The sequence below is a fragment of the Sporosarcina sp. Y1004 genome (assembly GCF_057669665.1).
The window spans coordinates 69388-89265 of sequence record NZ_JBYHFQ010000009.1; the positions used below are offsets into that span (position 1 = coordinate 69388).

General features: G+C 38.4%; 22 protein-coding genes and 1 other annotated feature. Of the genes, 7 read left to right on the forward strand and 15 right to left on the reverse strand.

The features are described from left to right. Nucleotides 1–96: 96 nt before the first annotated feature. From AC25Y6_RS08615 to ezrA, 6 genes are all read right to left on the reverse strand, one after another. On the reverse strand, nucleotides 97–309 hold the full coding sequence (locus AC25Y6_RS08615) for an alpha/beta-type small acid-soluble spore protein (protein WP_482099796.1): 213 nt from the start codon (nucleotides 307–309) through the stop codon (nucleotides 97–99). Between the two features lie 176 nt (nucleotides 310–485). Beyond that, a complete protein-coding gene (locus tag AC25Y6_RS08620) occupies nucleotides 486–695 on the reverse strand; it encodes an alpha/beta-type small acid-soluble spore protein (RefSeq protein WP_482099798.1) in 210 nt (69 codons plus the stop codon). A gap of 176 nt (nucleotides 696–871) precedes the next feature. Further along, nucleotides 872–1081 (reverse strand): alpha/beta-type small acid-soluble spore protein, encoded by a 210-nt coding sequence (locus AC25Y6_RS08625; RefSeq protein WP_482099798.1) that lies wholly within the window; start codon nucleotides 1079–1081, stop codon nucleotides 872–874. Nucleotides 1082–1161: 80 nt separating this feature from the next. Beyond that, nucleotides 1162–2364 carry a tRNA uracil 4-sulfurtransferase ThiI gene (gene thiI / locus AC25Y6_RS08630; RefSeq protein ID WP_482105041.1) on the reverse strand — a complete coding sequence of 401 codons (1203 nt, stop codon included), beginning with the start codon at nucleotides 2362–2364 and terminating at the stop codon, nucleotides 1162–1164. A gap of 3 nt (nucleotides 2365–2367) precedes the next feature. Continuing rightward, nucleotides 2368–3498 (reverse strand): cysteine desulfurase family protein, encoded by a 1131-nt coding sequence (locus AC25Y6_RS08635; protein WP_482105042.1) that lies wholly within the window; start codon nucleotides 3496–3498, stop codon nucleotides 2368–2370. A 94-nt stretch (nucleotides 3499–3592) separates the two neighbouring features. Further along, nucleotides 3593–5284: a septation ring formation regulator EzrA gene (ezrA, locus tag AC25Y6_RS08640; protein ID WP_488142715.1), complete on the reverse strand. Its 1692-nt coding sequence runs from the start codon at nucleotides 5282–5284 to the stop codon at nucleotides 3593–3595. Nucleotides 5285–5476: 192 nt separating this feature from the next. On the opposite strand from ezrA, the gene AC25Y6_RS08645 reads away from it, so the two are divergent. Beyond that, complete coding sequence (locus AC25Y6_RS08645) at nucleotides 5477–5956, forward strand: GAF domain-containing protein (RefSeq protein ID WP_488142716.1); 480 nt, start codon at nucleotides 5477–5479, stop codon at nucleotides 5954–5956. Nucleotides 5957–6010: 54 nt separating this feature from the next. On the opposite strand, the gene megL is transcribed toward AC25Y6_RS08645, so the two are convergent. Beyond that, nucleotides 6011–7222, reverse strand: a complete 1212-nt coding sequence (gene megL / locus AC25Y6_RS08650) for a methionine gamma-lyase (RefSeq protein WP_488142717.1) — start codon at nucleotides 7220–7222, stop codon at nucleotides 6011–6013. A gap of 581 nt (nucleotides 7223–7803) precedes the next feature. Here megL and rpsD point away from each other — a divergent pair. Continuing rightward, on the forward strand, nucleotides 7804–8406 hold the full coding sequence (gene rpsD, locus AC25Y6_RS08655; protein WP_482099804.1) for a 30S ribosomal protein S4: 603 nt from the start codon (nucleotides 7804–7806) through the stop codon (nucleotides 8404–8406). 263 nt (nucleotides 8407–8669) lie between these two features. Here rpsD and AC25Y6_RS08660 read toward each other — a convergent pair whose 3' ends face one another. Next, nucleotides 8670–8855, reverse strand: a complete 186-nt coding sequence (locus tag AC25Y6_RS08660) for a hypothetical protein (protein WP_488142718.1) — start codon at nucleotides 8853–8855, stop codon at nucleotides 8670–8672. 174 nt (nucleotides 8856–9029) lie between these two features. On the opposite strand from AC25Y6_RS08660, the gene AC25Y6_RS08665 reads away from it, so the two are divergent. Continuing rightward, nucleotides 9030–9335 (forward strand): DUF3243 family protein, encoded by a 306-nt coding sequence (locus tag AC25Y6_RS08665; protein ID WP_482105047.1) that lies wholly within the window; start codon nucleotides 9030–9032, stop codon nucleotides 9333–9335. A 169-nt stretch (nucleotides 9336–9504) separates the two neighbouring features. After that, nucleotides 9505–10317: a cobalamin-binding protein gene (locus AC25Y6_RS08670; RefSeq protein ID WP_488142719.1), complete on the forward strand. Its 813-nt coding sequence runs from the start codon at nucleotides 9505–9507 to the stop codon at nucleotides 10315–10317. 150 nt (nucleotides 10318–10467) lie between these two features. On the opposite strand, the gene tyrS is transcribed toward AC25Y6_RS08670, so the two are convergent. The 6 genes from tyrS to AC25Y6_RS08700 form a co-directional block, all read right to left on the reverse strand. Next, complete coding sequence (gene tyrS / locus AC25Y6_RS08675) at nucleotides 10468–11733, reverse strand: tyrosine--tRNA ligase (protein WP_482099807.1); 1266 nt, start codon at nucleotides 11731–11733, stop codon at nucleotides 10468–10470. Nucleotides 11734–11785: 52 nt separating this feature from the next. Continuing rightward, nucleotides 11786–11982 (reverse strand) — a binding site (T-box leader). Nucleotides 11983–12213: 231 nt separating this feature from the next. Continuing rightward, nucleotides 12214–12399 carry a hypothetical protein gene (locus AC25Y6_RS08680; RefSeq protein ID WP_482105049.1) on the reverse strand — a complete coding sequence of 62 codons (186 nt, stop codon included), beginning with the start codon at nucleotides 12397–12399 and terminating at the stop codon, nucleotides 12214–12216. A gap of 149 nt (nucleotides 12400–12548) precedes the next feature. Continuing rightward, nucleotides 12549–12791 carry a hypothetical protein gene (locus AC25Y6_RS08685; protein ID WP_482105050.1) on the reverse strand — a complete coding sequence of 81 codons (243 nt, stop codon included), beginning with the start codon at nucleotides 12789–12791 and terminating at the stop codon, nucleotides 12549–12551. Nucleotides 12792–13565: 774 nt separating this feature from the next. Next, a complete protein-coding gene (locus AC25Y6_RS08690) occupies nucleotides 13566–14228 on the reverse strand; it encodes a hypothetical protein (RefSeq protein WP_488142720.1) in 663 nt (220 codons plus the stop codon). Nucleotides 14229–14328: 100 nt separating this feature from the next. Next, nucleotides 14329–14586, reverse strand: coding sequence for a hypothetical protein (locus AC25Y6_RS08695; protein ID WP_488142721.1), 258 nt, complete (start codon nucleotides 14584–14586; stop codon nucleotides 14329–14331). Nucleotides 14587–14893: 307 nt separating this feature from the next. Further along, complete coding sequence (locus AC25Y6_RS08700) at nucleotides 14894–15001, reverse strand: DUF6877 family protein (protein WP_482105052.1); 108 nt, start codon at nucleotides 14999–15001, stop codon at nucleotides 14894–14896. 223 nt (nucleotides 15002–15224) lie between these two features. On the opposite strand from AC25Y6_RS08700, the gene AC25Y6_RS08705 reads away from it, so the two are divergent. The 3 genes from AC25Y6_RS08705 to AC25Y6_RS08715 all read left to right on the forward strand — a co-directional run bounded on the left by AC25Y6_RS08705 (nucleotide 15225) and on the right by AC25Y6_RS08715 (nucleotide 19281). Beyond that, entirely contained in the window at nucleotides 15225–15380 is a 156-nt protein-coding gene (locus AC25Y6_RS08705) for a Spo0E family sporulation regulatory protein-aspartic acid phosphatase (protein ID WP_482099814.1), read from the forward strand. A gap of 373 nt (nucleotides 15381–15753) precedes the next feature. Then, complete coding sequence (locus tag AC25Y6_RS08710) at nucleotides 15754–16245, forward strand: site-specific integrase (protein ID WP_488142722.1); 492 nt, start codon at nucleotides 15754–15756, stop codon at nucleotides 16243–16245. Between the two features lie 195 nt (nucleotides 16246–16440). After that, a complete protein-coding gene (locus AC25Y6_RS08715; RefSeq protein ID WP_488142745.1) occupies nucleotides 16441–19281 on the forward strand; it encodes a transglycosylase domain-containing protein in 2841 nt (946 codons plus the stop codon). A gap of 66 nt (nucleotides 19282–19347) precedes the next feature. Here AC25Y6_RS08715 and AC25Y6_RS08720 read toward each other — a convergent pair whose 3' ends face one another. Next, nucleotides 19348–19488, reverse strand: a complete 141-nt coding sequence (locus AC25Y6_RS08720; protein ID WP_482099818.1) for a hypothetical protein — start codon at nucleotides 19486–19488, stop codon at nucleotides 19348–19350. Between the last annotated feature and the right edge of the window lie 390 nt (nucleotides 19489–19878).

Sequence of the window (19878 nt, forward strand, 5' to 3'; positions counted from 1 at the left end):
AAATGGAATGGTTAAAATGATTGATAAATGAAGATACTATAAAAAATAGGAAAAGCCATCCCGGAAAAATTACCGGAATGGCTTTTCTATTGATTGTTATTGGTTGTTTCCTTTCATTTGTTCCTGGGCTTGTCGCACTAAGCGCTTTGTAATTTCTCCGCCTACGGATCCGTTGGCACGCGCTGAAGCATCTGGTCCCATTTGCACACCAAACTCTGATGCAATTTCATTTTTCATTTGGTCAAGTGCTTGTCTTACACCTGGAACTAGAAGCTGGTTAGAGTTACCGCTGTTATTGTTGTTCGCCATGATTACCACCTCCTTCTAAGTATAGAATGTGCAAGAAACAGAAATTAATGCACGATTTAGAGTCGGTAAATATTGTTAACTGCGTTAGATGTGATTAGATGCCTTTACTATTGATAATACTGTATAAGCGAAAAGCTGCTTCGGACAATGACCTAGACAGCTTTTCATTTAAAGTATTATTGTTGGGATCCATTCATTTGTGATTGAGCCTGACGCACTAATCGCTTTGTAATTTCTCCGCCGACGGATCCGTTGGCACGCGATGAAGCATCTGGTCCCATTTGTACACCGAATTCTGATGCAATTTCATTTTTCATCTGATCAAGTGCTTGTCGTACACCTGGAACTAGAAGCTGATTTGAGTTGCCGCTGTTGTTGTTTGGCATGTTTGACACCTCCTTCTAAGTATAGAATGTGCAAGAAACAGAAATCGATGCACTATTTAGAGGCGGTAAATACTGTAAACTGCTTAAGATATGATTAAATAGCTTGACCTTTGGTAATACTTTATAAGCGAAAAGCTGCTTCGGACAATGTCCAAAACAGCTTTTCATTTAAAGTATTATTGTTGGGATCCATTCATTTGTGATTGAGCCTGACGCACTAATCGCTTTGTAATTTCTCCGCCGACGGATCCGTTGGCACGCGATGAAGCATCTGGTCCCATTTGTACACCAAATTCTGATGCAATTTCATTTTTCATCTGATCAAGAGCTTGTCGTACACCTGGAACTAGAAGCTGATTTGAGTTACCGCTGTTGTTGTTTGGCATGTTTGACACCTCCTTGTACATATAGAATGTACAGAAAAGATAAATTCATGCAGGACGTATATATGGTAATTTCTTCATCCTCAAAGCAAATCTTCGAATTCGTCTTTCTCTACAAGCGGTAATTCAATCGTGACTCGTTTTTCAATTGCATCAAGTATCATTGGATGAAAATCGGCAAAGCTTTCATAATAAGCGACTTTTTCGAGTTTCGGTTTAGTTTTCGGATTTGAAGACGAGAAAATTGTGCAACAATCCTCATAGGGTCTTATTGATATTTCATATGTCCCAATACTTTGTGCAATATCAATAATTTCAAGTTTATCTGTCGCAATGAGCGGACGCAAAATAGGGGTCGAAGTAACAGCATTGATGGCTGTTAAGCTTTCTAGTGTCTGACTTGCGACTTGACCAAGGCTTTCTCCTGTGATTACGGCAAAAGCATTCACTTCCTCACGTACTATATCAGCGATTTGAAGCATTACTCTCCGCGTTGTCGTCATCGAAACGTTATCTGGTACTTGTTTGATAATTGCTTGCTGTATTTCAGTAAAAGGAATGATGTGAAGTCGAACAGCAGCACCAAAAGAGCTTAACTTTTCTGCAAGATCCATCACTTTCTTTTTAGCCAGCTCGCTTGTGAATGGAGGGCTGGCAAAATGAATCGCATCAATCGACACGCCACGTTTCATCATCAGATATCCAGCAACCGGACTATCGATACCGCCCGATAACATTAAAAGAGAATGGCCATTCGACCCAATCGGCATTCCTCCTGCACCTTCATATATTTTGGCTGTCAGGAAAGCCCCTTCAATCCTAATATCAATATGAAGGACAATATCAGGTTTTTTCATTTTTACGCCTAGTTCAGGATAGCTTCGCAACACATGCGAGCCGATTTCAAGTTGCAATTCACTGGTCACCAGTGGAAATCTTTTGTCCGTTCGTCTCACTTCAACTTTAAAAGTTTTTCCTGCAGTTTCAGCTGCTCCAATAACCTCTATCGCTTTTTCTTTAATCGCTTCTACTGTCGCATCGCATTTAGCAACTGGACTGAATGATTGGATACCAAAAACATGTGGCAAACGAGTTATCGCTTCTTCCATATCTCGTTTGTCTTCTGCATATAGAAACATACGGTCACGTTCAGGTTTTATGACGACTGTTTTTAAATCACTTAGTGCATCTTTAATATTATTACGCAACTTCTTTACGAACACATTCTTATTCCGACCTTTTAAAGACATTTCTCCGTAACGAATTAATAGTTCATTCCATTCCATTACTTATTTTCCCCCTCCAAGTAAATCCATGAACTTTGCAAATACTTGCTTTAGTTCTATGACTTCTTGTTCTACATTATTTTTCCCAAAACTGATGCGAATTACTCCATTTTTGTATTTCCCATTGACACCTATTGCTTCTATTACATGTCCCGCACTATTGTCTTTTGAGGAACATGCACTCGAAGTAGAAACAGTAATGCCATTTTCTTGAAAGAAATTAACAGCTACTTCACCTTTTATTTTATAAAAAGCGATAGATAATATATGTGGTGCTCCCTTTTCTGGTGCAAGTATAAGAACTTTCTCAAATTGACCTATAAAATCAATTAGTTGCTTTCTCCACTGTCTGAAGTCTTGACGTTCGGTTTCAACCGAACTAATCCGTATCGCTTTTGCTAACGCCACCGCATCTGGAACGGAAACTGTACCGCTACGAAGACCATTTTCCTGTCCGCCCCCATAATTTATCGCCTGCGGTAATTTACCTTTCCTTAAAGCAAGTAAGCCCGAACCTTTTAAACCATTTATTTTATGAGCTGAAATTGTTATTGCATCAAGACCGTCATTTTCAATTGAAACCGGCAATTTCCCAAAACTTTGGACCATATCTGAATGAAATACAGCATTAGAATGTCCCTTAATGATTCGTGCACATTCGGCTATCGGTTGCACAGTCCCAATTTCATTGTTGACATGCATGATACTGACAAGAATTGTATCTTTCCTCAGCTTACTTTTCAACTCATCAACAGATATCATCCCTTGTTCATCAACTGACAAATAATCCACTTCAAATTTCTGTGACTCTAAATATTCCATTGAATGCAGAACTGATGGATGCTCAATTTTTGTCGTAATCAGGTGATTCCCTTTGGATTGCAAAGAACGGGCGAAACCGATTATAGCTAAATTATTCGCCTCCGTTCCACCCGACGTAAATAGGAGCTCTCCATCACTTGCACCTAGAATTGACAAAATTTGTTCTCTTGAACGTTTAAGAAGTGCTTCGGCTTCCTTTCCAGCAAGATGCAACGAAGCAGGATTTGCATAAAAACGTTTATTTACTTCCATGAACGATGTCAGTACGCCTTCATCTGGGGCTGTCGTTGCGCTATTATCAAAATAGATCATTGGTGTCTTCCTCTCAAGTGAAACAATTATGTGCGTGACAAAGCCACCTGCATTAAATGCCGGTGGCTATTTTTCTGTAATTCATAATCTTACCTTAGACATGTTCTTTTACAAGTTCCTCAATTCGTTTCATTGCACCAGGTTCTATTTCTTCAACGGCTGTTGCCGCTTCTTCCAATGCTTTTGCGTAACGAAACTGTCTGAAAGATTCTTCAGCATTCAGCAGTCGGCTATGCACTTCCGGATTTGAGGCACGGTATCTGTTTCCATATTGAATAATCCATTCAATAAGCAACACGTTTTCTAACATCTCTTCTACCTTTTCGCTAACATCACGTACAGCTTTCTCAGCGTTCTCCAAATACGAATCGACAAGCGTCATATTTAGCGGTACTTCCTGTAAACTTTGTGTCACGATATAGATTTGTTCATCTGCTTCTTCGAGACGGGCTTCCATATCGTCCGGTATTCCCGGTATATTCCCTTTATGGAGCATCCGATCCGCATTTTGTAATTTACGTGATAATTCGTTGAGTTTAGTTCGTACATTGTTCTCATCAATTCGTAAGTTTTTCATACGATTTGCAAGATTTGCTTGTTCATCGGCTATTTGTTCAAGTACATCGGAAATTTGTTGTAATTCTTCCTGTAAAATTGAATAGGCAGAAGCACCCCCCTCAACACGTGAAGTAAGTACTTCAAATTGTTTCTCAAGACTGGTCAACTCGTTAAGCGATTTTTGTGGAATTTGGGCTTCCTTTTCATCCAATCGGTAACTTTTCTGAACAAATGCCGCCTCATCCGACGTTTCTCTTGTTAATGTGGTTATTTCATACAGCCTTTCAGCAATCTGATTGTAATATTCATCTACGTAATGCTTTGCATTTACTTCATTTTCAAGCGCATCATAGAATGAATCAATTTGGTCATTCATTTCAGCTGCGCGCTGTTGTACAGATTCAATTTGAAGCCCTGCCATTTTCGACAACAATTCTTCTATTTCGAGTTCAATTGCACTGAAATTTTTCTTTAAGTCAAGATGTTGTAGATAATAGGATTGCTCTTCCATCTCTCTCGTCCCATTTCGAAGTTCTCGAATCGATGCTGGAATTTTACTTTGCAGTTCCGAAAGTAATGATGGAATTTCATGAATCAGTGAAAATACACGATTTCCTTTTACGGCCAATGAAATGACAATCTCACGAGCTAATAAGTAATTACCATTAGCAGTCAACTCATCATATTCTTCAAACTTCGAATTAAATGATTCCAGCTCCTTTTCAAGCGGATTCGCCGTCATACCGAATGAGTGTTGGTGAGCAAGAACTGATTTGCGAGCTGCACGATGCTGTTCTTTTAGTTTTTCCATCTCAATACGATTTTTCTCTTCACTGCCGACAAGCTCGTTCAATTCAAATAAGATATCATTCATTTTTTTATCACAGAAATGAATGTTCTCCCGGATTTCTTTTTCCAGCAATGTGGCTTTCTTAAAACGGAAACGATCAACCATATCTTCGACATCAAATAAGAGCGTGTCGATTTTCGGCATATGTATATCCATCAATTCTGTCCATTCAGTCCGCCACCGTTCAAATTTTTCTTCGGTTTCGCCTGTCATGTTCAATTGTTTCACTTTCGTCATCTCTTCTAAAATCGGTTTGTGCTGAATCTGTAATTTTTCCTGTTCCAATCGACCGATTTCTTGGATATGTTTACGCCTGAATAAGAAGGCGATTGTCGTCAATATGATTAGTGCGATAATAGCTATGATGAAGGTTTTCATCGTGGTCCCCCTGTCCGAGTCGCTGTACCATGATATTATCCTATATAGTACCACGTTTAAAGACAATTGGTTGCGAATATGTATGATTTATAGCGAAAAATCTGTTTCCCCCTCAAATAATCAACAAAGTTTGTTTATAATCACCTAAATATGTATACTGAATTTTATTATTCACTAAAAGGGGTGCTCTAATTGTTTCAAGAAATAAATTATGCTACGGATATAAATCTGAAATATAAACAACTGGCAGGTCAATTAGATGCATTACTGACCGGAGAGAAAAACGTCTATGCCAACTTGAGTAATGCATCAGCCTTACTGAATCAATTTTTAGACCGTATCAATTGGGTAGGTTTTTATTTGATAGATGACGGTGAACTCGTACTCGGTCCATTCCAAGGTCTTCCAGCATGTATTCGTATTCCTCTTGGAAAAGGCGTCTGCGGAACCGCGGCCGAAACGAAAGAATCCATTATCGTAGCTGATGTCGAGGCTTTCCCTGGACACATTGCTTGCGATGCAGCTTCGCAGTCTGAAATTGTTATTCCAATTGTGAAAAAAGATGTTATTTTAGGCGTTCTAGATGTCGATAGTCCTGAGTTGAATCGCTTCACTGAACAAGATCGGTTGGGCCTTGAACTTTTTGTAGAAACCCTTGTAAAACATCTTTGACCTTTTAACTGCTTTGGTTACCGTACATTCGGTCGCCAAAGCAGTCTTTTCAATTTAAGCTTGTTCAGTAATTGCTGCTTCCATTATCGAGAATGCCGATTTGAGATCAGCTATGAGATCCTCAGCATGTTCAAGGCCAACTGATAGCCTCAACAATGAATCCGTGATTCCCATTTGCAGCCGTTCTTCCACAGGCACAACTGAATGTGTCATCGTTGAAGGATGCTGAATTAGTGTCTCTGCATCTCCGAGGCTGACGGCAATTTTAATAAGTGAAAGGCTATTCATAAACAGCTGTGCCCCTTCTTTTCCACCTTTAATGGTAAATGAAATCAGGCCGCCTCCTGCACGCATTTGACGTTTTGCTATGTCATATTGAGGATTGTCTTCATCAAACGGGTAATAGATTACTTCAACAAGTTTTTGTTCTTTTAAAAAAGCTTTCAATTTTTCCGCATTGGCAGAATGACGCTCCATTCGAACCGACAATGTTTTCAAGCCACGGATTAATAGCCAAGCATCAAAAGGTGAGATAATACCGCCAAAATCTTTTTGAACGGACATTCTAATTGTTTCTATTTCATCTTTATCCGCTCCAACGAGAAGACCAGCTATGACATCACCATGGCCATTAATATATTTAGTTGCGCTGTGCAAAACGAAATCCACACCAATATCTAGGGGATTTTGCAGATAAGGTGAAGAGAAGGTATTGTCAACGACTACGCGAAGCCCATGACGCTTGGCAACATTGACGACCGCATGAAGATCTACAAGTTCCATTGTCGGATTGATAGGCGTTTCAATGTATATACAGACCGTTTCAGGCTTAATAGCTCGCTCAATCTCTTCTTCAGTACCCATCCTAACCAAATCATGTGTAATTTTGTATTTCTGATTCATCATGCCCAAAAGTCCAAATGTACAACCATAAATACCGCGCGAACAAAGAATATGATCTCCGGATTTTGTCAAATGAACTAAAATTGTGCTCACAGCCGCCATCCCTGAACCGAACGCAAGTGAACCTTTTCCATTCTCAAGTGCTGTCATGCGCTCTTCTAGAACACGGACGGTCGGATTGCCCAGTCTTGAATATATATTACCTTCTTCAGCACCTGAAAAACGGTTCTCGCCTTGCAATGCTGTTTCAAATGAAAAAGTCGATGTTTGGTATAGCGGAACTGCCAAACTACCTTGGTGCGCCTTATCATCATACCCTTCATGGATGACGATCGTATCTTTATGCAAATTCTTATCGCTCATTTTATTCCCCCCTAGTTTGCCGCCGCTCACATTTCCTCTCCTAGTTTACCATTTAATAGTAGTCAAGAAAAGGATCCACACGTTGAACCATCGAACACAAGTTGCTTTCCACCATTATCCCCAGTTAAATATAACACTCTACCCATAGTATTTGGAAAGTTCTCACTAAGTTGTTCGGTATATCGAAATTCGTCAAATGATAACCCATCACACAATCACACAATCACACAATCACACAATCACACCTATATTCTATTGTATGAAAGTTCAAATAAGTATGATTTCATTCTAAACCATTCGAACTATGGATGCTATTTCTTTATATGAATCATTTTACTTATTTTCATTTTCATTGATGATGCTTGACTCTTAGATCTATACTTGTTATGATGAAACTTGTGTAAAATAGTTGCAGCAGTTGTGTGTTTCAGGTTGTCCAGTCTATTCCTTTTACAAGGTGCATCGAGTAACTTCCTGGCTGCGGAGGCGAGGATGCAAGATAATAGAATGGCATTTGAATTGAACACATCTGGTTCTTATTTTACAACAAAATAAAACCAACAATAGAGGAGGAGTCTTTCATGGCTCGTTATACAGGTCCATCTTGGAAACTTTCCCGTCGTCTTGGGATTTCACTTACAGGCACTGGAAAAGAAATCGAAAAACGCCCTTACGGCCCGGGACAACACGGTCCTAACCAACGTAAAAAACTTTCCGAGTACGGAATGCAATTAGAAGAAAAACAAAAACTCCGTTTCATGTTTGGCGTAAACGAACGTCAATTCAAAACGGTTTTCAACAAAGCTGGTAAAATGCCTGGTAAACACGGTGTTAACTTCATGATTCTTCTTGAGACTCGTCTTGATAACATTGTATACCGCATGGGTCTTGCACGTACACGTCGTGCATCTCGCCAACTTGTTAACCACGGCCATATTTTGGTTGATGGAAAACGCGTTGATATTCCTTCTTTCAGCGTTAAACCAGGACAAGAAATTTCTCTTCGTGAGAAATCTCTAAACCTTGATGTTGTAAATGAAGCGCTTGAAGTGAACAGCTATGTTCCTGAATACGTTACATTTAACAACGACACGAAAGTCGGTCAATTTGTTCGTTTCCCTGAGCGTAGTGAACTTGCTGCAGAAATTAACGAAGCACTTATCGTTGAATTCTACTCACGTTAATTAATTCTTGCTCTACAAAGCAATATCTAAAACCCCGGAAGTTGAGTAACATCAACAACTCCGGGGTTTTTTCTATTAATTAGCCATGAATCGAATTCCTACGAAACGAAACGAACTGGTGCACGTTTGGGACAGGCACACGAATTATAACGAAAAACAGCTACCTCCCTCAGAATGGCTCCCCCGTTGACTTTACTTCTTACTGCAACTATACACTTAACGACTAACCACAATACAACTGTAAAATATTATTTTGTTTAAGATTATTCGTTACCCATATTTGGATTTTGTTTGCGGAGCATCCAATAGTGTTGAATAAGTTGATTCTCATACTTAAAGTGCAATTCATAAAAATACATATGCCATTTCGGATCCAAATGTTCATAGTATTTCGCTAAAGTACCGTATAAACTTGTCTTTTGAAGAAGTTCTGCTAAACGCGGGTCCATTTATTCTTTCCTTTTTCTTTTCGTCTTTAATCAACGTATTCAACAGTCCCGGTTCTGAATAGGCAAAAAATTGACCTAGCTACAAACTGTAGCACTTATTCATTTCTTTTCCATGTTTACTTTGGTTGTTTTATGTAAATTATGCGTGTATAACGAAAAGGGAGTGCTGTTTAAATGGATATTAATAATAAAGTGCAGAGTGAATTAGCAGAAATCAATAACGAAACAAAAGACGAAATTTTGGTGAATTTTAATCGATTCAAGCAATATCTATCAGGTAAAGTTGAATTAGGTGAAAATATGGGGTTAAGCGAGGAAAAACTCACTAAAACAACAGAGTTAGTTGCAAATTATTTAGCAAAACACGAAGAACCTCGCAACCGTGAAGAAAAAGTGCTAATGGAACTTTGGAAATCCGGTTCTAAAGAGGAGCAAGGGATGCTTGCCCATATGCTCTTGGAAATGGTAAGAAGAGATTAAATTTGGTTATATACTCACTTTATTAAAGTCTAAAACAACAACCTTCGACCTGTCCATTATGGATTGGTCGATTTTTTTATTGAATAGCAATTCAATTATTTAATTTTTCAGAGTATGGATTCCCTAACTAATAAACAATGATATACTAAGATATACGAGGTGCTTAAATATGAAAATTATTTCGATTTGTCCTAGCAACACCGAACTGCTTGCTTATCTCGGTCTCATTGATCAGCTAATTGCAATTGATGACTTTTCCGATTGGCCAAGCGAAATCAATACTTTACCGAAGCTAGGGCCAGACTTATCAATCGATATGGATAAACTGGAATTGTATAATCCTGATTTGGTTCTCGCTTCCCTCAGTGTACCCGGTATGGAAAAGAACATCGAAGAGCTTGAGAAACGTCAAATTCCTCATATTGTATTGAATCCACAAAGTTTGAACGATATAGCGGATGATCTATTATCTGTTGGTAAAGCTTGTGGTATCGAAGAACATGCTCTCCAGATAAAAGCGGAATATATATCATTCATAAAGCAAATGGAAGAAAGGGCAAAAACAGTTGAGTTTACCCCAACCCTCTATTGGGAGTGGTGGCCGAAACCGGTATTTACACCTGGTGAAGTAAATTGGTTGACTGAGATTAGTGCCATTGCCGGTGGTCTGAACGAGTTCCGGGACGTTGAATTAGCGAGCGTCCAGACTGACTGGGAAGATGTGCTGAAAAGAGAACCTGATTATATTCTTCTCGCCTGGGTCGGAGTACGGACTGATAAAGTAAAGAAAGAAGTCGTTTTAAAACGGCCAGGATGGAAGGAACTTACTGCGGTAAAAAACGACTGTATGTCAATAATGGAAGAAGAATTGTATTGTCGACCTTCTCCGCGTTTACTCGAAGGAGCATTGAAATTAGCGAAAATGATTCATCCTGAAACATATGAAGATTTGGAGTTACCTAAATGGATTACCTATGTATGAATTGCAAAAGGCTGTTTTCCTAATTATTAGGAAAACAGCCTTTTGGTATACCTCATCAAGTCCAAACCTTCGAAACAATTGCTCCTTAACGAAATATTATTATCAGCTGAATTGAAAGTTTGCGAATTTGGTCTTCATTTATACCTAGAATTAAACAAATTTAACCATTTTATAATTTTTCTTACCGCGTCTAACTATTGTAAATGCGTCATCCAGACGATCTACTGCTCCTACTTCGTGAGCCGTATCCGTCACGCGTTCCCCGTTCAATGAAATCGCTCCGTTAGTCACATCTTCACGTGCTTGTCGTCGAGATGGTGACACACCCGCTTCAACAAGGAAGTCTACGATGTTTTTGTCTTCCTTAGCCATATCAAAGGAAGGAACATCTTTAAACGCGTCTTTCATTTCAATCGCAGTAAGTGTTTTCAATTCACCGCTAAATAATGCTTTTGATATACGGATTGCTTGGTCTAATGCATCCTGTCCGTGAATCAGCCGCGTCATTTCTTCTGCCAGTCTCAATTGTGCTTTTCGTAAATGTGGTTCTTCTTGAACGGTAATTTCAAATGCTTCAATTTCTGCTCGCTCCATGAATGTGAAAATCTTCATATATTTAACGGCATCGGCATCTGCTGTATTAATCCAGAACTGATAGAATTCGTAAGGAGAGGTTTTTTTCGCATCTAGCCAAACCGCTCCACCTGCACTCTTACCAAATTTCGTGCCATCTGCTTTCGTGACAAGTGGAATTGTGATTCCGAATGCTTTCACCTCTTCTTCATGCGTTTTACGAATCACTTCAAGTCCAGTCGTAATATTACCCCACTGATCTGATCCACCAATTTGGACACGACAACCATAATTGTTGAACAAATGATTAAAGTCAATTCCTTGAATAAGCATATAAGAAAACTCAGTAAAGGAAATACCACCCTCAAGGCGCGATGCAACATTGTCTTTTGCAAGCATGTAATTGACACCTAACAATTTTCCGTAATCACGTAAAAAGTCGATTATGCTCATTGAACCGATCCAGTCATTGTTGTTCACCATTTGTGCACCATTATCCGAATTGAAATCAAAAATCTGTTCCATCTGTTTTTTAATTGACGAAACGTTTTTATCTATCTGCTCAGTCGTTTGTAGCTGTCTTTCTTCCGAGCGGCCTGATGGATCTCCAATCATCCCCGTAGCTCCACCGACAAGTAAAATCGGACGATGTCCATGCATCTGGAAACGGCGAAGTGTGAGCAATGGAACGATATGCCCAATATGCATACTGTCTGCTGTTGGATCAACACCACAATAGAGAGAAATTTTTTCTTTACTCAGTAAATCTTCAAGACCCGCTTCATCTGTCTGCTGATACAATAAACCTCTCCACTTTAAATCTTCCATCAATTTTTCTTTCATTCTATTCCCTCCTAAAATTAAAAAAGCCCCTACACGATTTATAAAAAAATCATGCAAGGACGTTAATTATGTATTAACGCGGTACCACCCGGCTTGAGAATTACTTCTCCACTTAAAAACGCAATATCACCGCGTAAGCGTCACACTCCAGAGCTGTAATTCATGAATGGTAAACCGGGCAACTTTCACCAACCGCTGCCTCTCTAAACGGTGCTACCAACACTACTTCGACTCTTTCAAGGTGTGAATATATATATAACCATCATTCTAAACGAAATCGAGAAGTTGTCAAACATTTTCGGCTTACAATTATTGATATTTGACATAACAGGATAAATTACAATTCAATATTTCTAGATATATTTTGTTTTTTTACACAAATGAAGATAGAGGGATCATTATTTGGTAGTTCCTACAACGGTTGGAAGTGGTTCAAATTGTAAATATTATCGCCCATACCAATAACCAAACCGCGATACATCAATTCCAATAGTCTTCATCATTTTCTTTGTAGTTATTAATCTTCTCTATCATCTGTTTTGATAAGAATCCTTTCGCATTAAAGCTCTTAATGTAGTAAATACAAAAAAGCACTTGCTTATCAGTTAAATCATCCGACTCCATAATGGCTTCTTTCGGTTGCATCCTTTTTCTTTTTAGTTGCATCTATATTTGATGGACCTCTTACCCAAGCTTCGCGACTTTTTCTACTCTTTAACGTCCCGAGTTTAACATCATACTTCTCAGCTAATACAGCAAGCGTTATTTTTAGGCATAGAAAAAGCACCCCGTGGGATGCCTAGGCTTAATAATTGCTACACCATATACTTCTTGCATGCATCAATCATTTCCGTCAACGGGTTCGCACTTCGTATCTCCGTCCACGGAATTGTAGCGTCTCTGCTTTGTTCATACGCTCTACTCTTAGTAACAGTGCCATTGGTGCATAACGTAATTTCCCAATACCACAGTTCTTTCGGGGCATCGGAAAAACTAAACAAACTTTTGCGTTCAATCTCCACTATATGTAAAGTGGTGTTATAAGTAGTGTGTTTCAACCTATTCACCCCCATTACAACATTCGCCAAGTAAGGTGTAAATCCTCTATACCAAGAGTAAAACAGCAAGGGTTATTTTTGTTGTTTCCCCATTCTTTCTGAAGCTCATTCTAATTAAGCACATCACAGATGCACTAATCAATAAATTCCATCCACATTTCAATCGCATACTTTTCTCTTCAAGCAAGCAATGCAACACTTCAATCTCACGGTCAATTGTAATCAAATGAAATTTATCCTAAACCATCTTTATTTTTTGTTCATAATCACTAATCTTCTTCCACAGCTTTTTCCGTCTTGAAAACTCTTGATAAATAGGATTGCTATGACCCACAGCTGCTTTTGGCATAGTGCCTCTAATCCGTACTGATCCGTCAAATTACCGCAGATATGTTCAGCTCCTCGCGCATGATCTTCACGCTATTAATCATCCAGTGATAGCCCTTTAGCAACTGTTCAATCTGCTTCTCCGTCATAAGCCCGCCCCCTATTTATCGTCTACGCATTGCCCCGCCTGGTCCACGTTTGTAGGTCTGTCGATTACTCCCCATCAATTCAGCCCATTCCCTATCAGATAGCCGTTCTTTAGTCTTGCCCTTAGCTCTATAGTCTGCGTTTCTATCCCGCATGTCCGAGCACTAGAAAATCCTTTTTCAATCAATTTACTCCGCAACGATTTCATTTCCCTCACTCCTTTTTTGAAATAAAAACGAGGACAACAAATGACACAGCGCTATGCTGTAATCAATCGTTGTCCTCTGGTTGGCCAGGGGACTATTTATTCTTTTTATTTAAAAGTAAATAAGTGTAGGGAACAATAGTTATTAAAAATAACGTAAAAATATTTATATTGAAATATTTTTTCATGTCCGTTTCTTCCTGCTCAGACAATGCACTCAAAGTAATTGAGTCAAATAGTAATGGTAAGAATCCAAATACGATCAAAGTGATAGATAGATACGTCAACACTTTATTATAATCCGATTTAGGTATTTTGATTAGTTCTTCACGTTTAAATATAGAAAAAATCCTCTTCATTACTTTAATGAGCAATGTATATGACAGGTAAGCAGAAAACAAAAGTAGTAATAAATAAAACAGGAGAAAATTAGAATGATTTTTAAATTCTTCTTCTGCAAACTCATTATTTCTCATTAGGTTGTAAAAACTTTGAAGTATATCAAAATTGTTATCTAAAATAGGCAATAACAAAAAGGATATAGCTACATTTAATAATCCAGCCAATTGTAATAATAAAGTAATCAAAAACGGACGAATGTATGATTGGATTAATTCTTCACCATTTAAAAAAATAACAACAATAATAATTAATCCGATAAAAATATAAAATCTCGGATTTAATTGTTCTACATGGTTTAACCAAATCATGATATTGATAAATATAATAATAATACCTAAAATAATTATGGATACCATTATTTTATTTTTGAAACTTTTCAAACAAGACTTTGTTGATATTTTTTTATAATATAATACTAAAAAAGGTATCCAAATAATTTTAGAAATTATTTTATTGTTAAGTGATAGTAATATCAAAAATCCATACACCAACAGAAATGTTATAAATATCGTTATCAGAACTCTTCCCCTTCTTCCCTCCGCATCCAAAGAACTTTCCCTTGATGCGTAACAATCCTATATTCACCGTGGTCAGGTGTAACTCTCTCACTATCGCAATACCCTCAGAAATAACTACCATACAGTTCATTGGTAGTTCCATTATACCAATTCCTAACAATAATGTATCTGTAATAAAAGTAATGTCTTTATTCACCAGGACCCCTCCTTGTGTCATAATTCAGTCAGCCAGACGGGAGGAATCCTGTCTTTTTTGGGAAGGGCATGTATTATCTTTTCGATGACGAGCGGATCAATGTGAATCGGATATTTAAGCAAAGGGAATTGGACAAGTTCTACGCTATGTGGGAGGACGGGGCAAGTCTTTTAACTATTGCTAGGGCGATGAATCGAAGGAACTTGGAGACTACTCTGCTGATTGTTGATAGGGCAGCCGTTTGTAGTAATTACTTTGAAACAAAACGTCTCGCATACCGCATCTGCTGATAAATATACGGATCATCCTATTTACCGCCCGATACCAGCCAATCTCCAGTACGCCTTTCAACGTCTTTTAGTACCTCGAACGGTATCTGTTCTGCTAACAATATTGTTTCTTCATATGCGATCACTAGGTTAACTCCTCCGTCTATCCAATAGAAATATTAAAGTCAATACTAAATCGGTTTATCTAACATAAAACTCTTTGATTATGACAATATTATGAAATCACTATTTCTTTGCATAATTCGACACTCTATACACTTTGAGTAGGCTACAATAGAAAAGTTGTGTTTTATCTCAACCACACTTCACAGTTGAATAAAGCTAATAATATTGGATGGAGGAATTTTTATGAAAAGTGAAATGTTAAAACTTAAAATTGAATTAAAAAGAAAAGACATGTATAAAAAAGCAAAAGATTTAGGATTTACTCATCCAGAAGTAGTAAATTGCAGTCAAGAATTAGATGTATTACTTAATAATTATTTGGATCAAGCTGCTCATTAAAAGGAGGAATATTTATTACCCTAATTTCAGTACTCTATAAAGCCAGTCAGAGAAATATCAAATTCGTTTTGATTGGCTTTATTGTTCACCTTCTCTAAGCAGTAAACACTGCCCCCTACTACAGCCCTTTTGATGTCAACTCTGTCACCGCCGCGTTGTTATTCACCCAAGTGCATACAATACTTTTCTCGCTTTTCCACCCTTATCCCAATCAAATTCGCTAAACCGCACATTCATTATCGTTGTACTATTTCGTTTACAATTTGCTTTGTCGGCGTAAAAAGCTAATACGCATCGTAACCTCTCATTTTCCTGCTGCCATTGCCATTCGTGATTTACAATCCTCACCCTTTCAAAGTTTCATAGACTCAAGTTGAGTTTGCGAAGTGGCGAGCTATTAGGGTTACAATGGGGCGAGATAGACTTCGAAAAGAAAACTCTTGCAGTAAACCGTCAAAGATCAAAGACAGGTCTAGGCCCACCTAAAACAAGCAGCAGTCTCAGGACGATATTTTTGGATGACGTTACCATCGGCATACTAAAAGAGTATAAACAATGGCAAGATGACAATAAGGAAGAGAATCTACATTATATTGTTTCTGATTATGTGATGGTGAACGAAACAGGAAAAGAATTCTATTATTCACAACCTCAATACCTAATGATGATGATGATGCTACTCAAAATAGCAGGTCTTCCCACTCGCCAATCTACTCATTTACTTAGACACACCCATGCGGTATTATTGTTAGAGGCTGGCGTCGATATAAAAACAGTGAGCCGACGTTTAGGGTACAAAAATATTCAAATAATCTCGAACGTGTATCTGCACGTTTCGGACAACCACGAGAGAAATTCTATGTAAAAATTTGAGGACTACCTAGAATTTTAGTAGCCGAGGGGCAAATTGGGGGATAATCATCATCCTTAACGCCTGAAAGCCTTATGTATCAGTACTTTACAAGCCTATTGCAATAATAGGATAGATTTCAGGAGGTTGATTTACTTGAGCAAACAGAAAAAGAATCGAATTAATTTAATAGAAGAGAATTTGGACAGAATGAATAAAACGAAATGGGCAAAAGGTATGCGCATATCATCTAGTGTCACCTGGAACCTTTTTCTTATATTCTTAGTAGTTGGTATAACGTTTACCGTTTTTGTCGGTTCAGTTGGTGCTGGTTATTTCGCTTCATTGGTAGCTAAAGAACCTCTCCGCTCTAAAGAGGATATGCGGGATGCAATCTTCACGTATGAAGAAACGTCTGAACTTTATCTTGCTAACAAAGTTTATATCGGAAAGATAAACTCTGATTTAGAGCGCAAAGAAACGAAGCTTGAAAGTGTATCACCTTATGTCATCGATGCGGTATTCGCCACAGAGGATGAATATTTCAAAGAGCATAACGGTATTGTGCCTAAAGCAATTTTCCGCGGGCTTTTCCAGGACGTTTCAAACTCAGATAGCCAGACTGGCGGCTCGACACTGACCCAACAGCTTATAAAAAACCAGATTCTGACGAATGAAGTATCGTATGAAAGAAAAGCTAAAGAAATCTTGCTCGCAATGAGAATTGAACATTTCATGGAAAAAGATGAGATTCTCGAAGCTTATTTGAATATTATTCCATACGGACGTAATTCAAATGGGCAAAATATTGCCGGAATTGAAACAGCAGCTGATGGTATTTTCGGCATTAAGGCTGTTAATTTAAATTTACCGCAAGCAGCATTCATTGCTGGACTACCACAAGCACCATTCGCATATACCCCTTTTAAAAGTGGTGGCGGAACAAAAGAAAAAGAATTCTTGCAACCTGGAATAGATCGGATGAAAACTGTTCTTTTCAGAATGAAAGAAACTGGATACATAACAGATCAAGAATATAATAAAGCAGTTGCCTATGACATTACAAAGGACTTCCGTCAGCCTGTTCAGCGTGCGGATGAAAGATATCCTTATTTGACGCAAGAGATACAGAAACGTACAGTCGAAATTCTCGCTATGATGATTGCAGAAAAGGACGGAATTGATTCCGAAAGACTAAAAAAAGAGTCGAAAGTTATGAAAAAGTATTCAATTTTAGCTGAACGCTCTATGAGAAATGATGGCTTTAGAATTTATTCAACTGTCAATAAAGAATTAAATGACAAAATGAATGAAATCGCCAATTCCTTTGAGCATTACGGTTTCACATATACACGAGAAGTGAAAGATGCTGATTCAGGAGAAATTGAATTAGTGGATGATCCAGTCCAGGTCGGAGCAATGATGATTGAGAATAATACAGGTAAAATTCTTTCATTCGTTGGAGGACGCGATCATTCAAAAGAAGCAACCAATCATTCAACACAAGCTTTCAGACAAAATGGTTCTTCTATGAAGCCATTGCTCGTCTATGCTCCCGCAATTGAATACGGTGTAATCGGTGCCGGCAGTCCTGTCGTCGACGTCAAATTCTATAAAAAAGAACCCAATGGTTCCGTCTGGTCTCCAAACAACTATACAAAAACGATGGAACTAGGAATCGTTCCAGCAAGAGATGCACTTTCTAAATCATTAAATCTTGCTACTGTACGATTATACAATGACATTATCGACAGAAAGCCTGCTGATTTCCTAGAAAAAATGGGTTTTTCAAGATTACAACCCAGCGATTATTTTAATCTATCAGCATCTTTTGGCGGAACTAGTAAAGGCGTAAGTGTTGAGGAGAATACAAATGCATTTGCAACATTTGCAAATGATGGACAGTTTGTCGACGCCTATCTCATTGAGAGAATTGAGGATATGGACGGGAATCTCATTTATCAGCACAAAGTGGAACATGTTGATGTTTTCAGTGCCGCGACAAGTTATATCGTTACAGACATGCTACGAGATGTGCTGAAGCAAGGTGGAACAGGCTCTCAGATTCCAGAATATCTAAATTTCTCTCCAGATTTAGCTGTAAAAACAGGTACCACTCAAAATTATGCAGATTCATGGATAATGGGATATAATCCAAATGTCTCAATGGGGGTCTGGCTGGGATATAAAGACCTTAAAAGAGGTCTTTATAGTGGTTCAAGAAGCGGCGCGATGCACCCTACTAAAAGGACTAGCATGTTGTTTGCCAGACTAATGAACGCAGCCAATGAGGTAGCACCTGAAACTATCGGGGCCGGTTCGAAATTTAAACGACCAGAAGGTGTTGTCGACAGATCATTTTGTGGCATTTCAGGACTTGCGCCTTCAGCCGCATGCTCATCTGCCGGCCTTGTAAAAACAGATTTATTTAATTCAAAAGCAATGCTGCCTACTAAGCCTGATGACAGCATCACTTCATCATCCTATGTATCTGTTAAAGGAACGAGATATCAGGCATTACCATCAACGCCTGGCGAATTTATTACAGCTGGTGGTACCGGCGTGAATCAAGTTTATATTAATCGCATGCTTGGATCTTTAAAAGGTGATGCGTCAAAATTGTTCCCTGCGAACTCTTTATTCGCATCTCGAGTTGTATCGGGTGCTATATTTAACGCGGATAACGTTGCACCAGCGCCTGTAAACGTTTCAATAAATGGATCAACGCTGGTATGGAATGACTCTCCATCCAATGATGTGATTGGATATTACGTTTATAGCGGTGGCACACGAATCGGAACAACCAGAGACTTATCTTCAAATGCTTTTTCTGTTGGTCCGGGCTCTTATTCAGTTAAAGCTGTTGATATTACAGGAAAACTTTCAGCTGATTCAAACATTATCACTCTTGGTGCATCTAAACCCGTAGAGGAAGTTGTTGAGACTCCTACTACTGAAAACGTACCACCACCCGTTACAACTCCTCCTGAAAACGATGAGGTCGAAACACCTCCAGCAGACGAAGCTGAAGATGGAGATTCTGGTGATTGATTTGTAATATATAAAGACACGTCTGTTGATTAACCAAAAATAAATAGTAAATAATTCATTCAAACACTAGGCACTACGTGTATAGTTGCTTGAGATTGCTTTGAATTGAACAACTTCTATGCCATTATCAAGATTTCTTAATAAGTAGGGATGTGACTTCGTCGCATCCCTACTTATTTTTTCCGTAATCGTATAATGTTTGTTCATCCTACGCTCTCCAAAGACACGGCTACAAGAAGTTCCGAAGCTTTTCGGGACGAAAGAATAGCTCACTGCTCACCTAGAGAGAAGCGGACAAAGATACAATTTTGACCGCTCAGGCCTTCTACTACCATATCTCTTTTTTAGTTTAAGGAAGTGTCACTTTCTTATAAAGCATCACATAGTCTTTGCTAAAAGTTAGCAGAGAACACAATGTACAACGTACTAGAGTGCCCGAAATTACATCTCCGGGTACTTACAATCTTTAAAATAGCTCATCTATTCTTTTTTTATAAGCAACTGCATTTTTCACTTGAATATTGTAGGTACGCGGTAGCCTATTATTCACAATAGGATAACCAAGGAGGAATGAACTGCAATTCCTCCCTAAAGAGT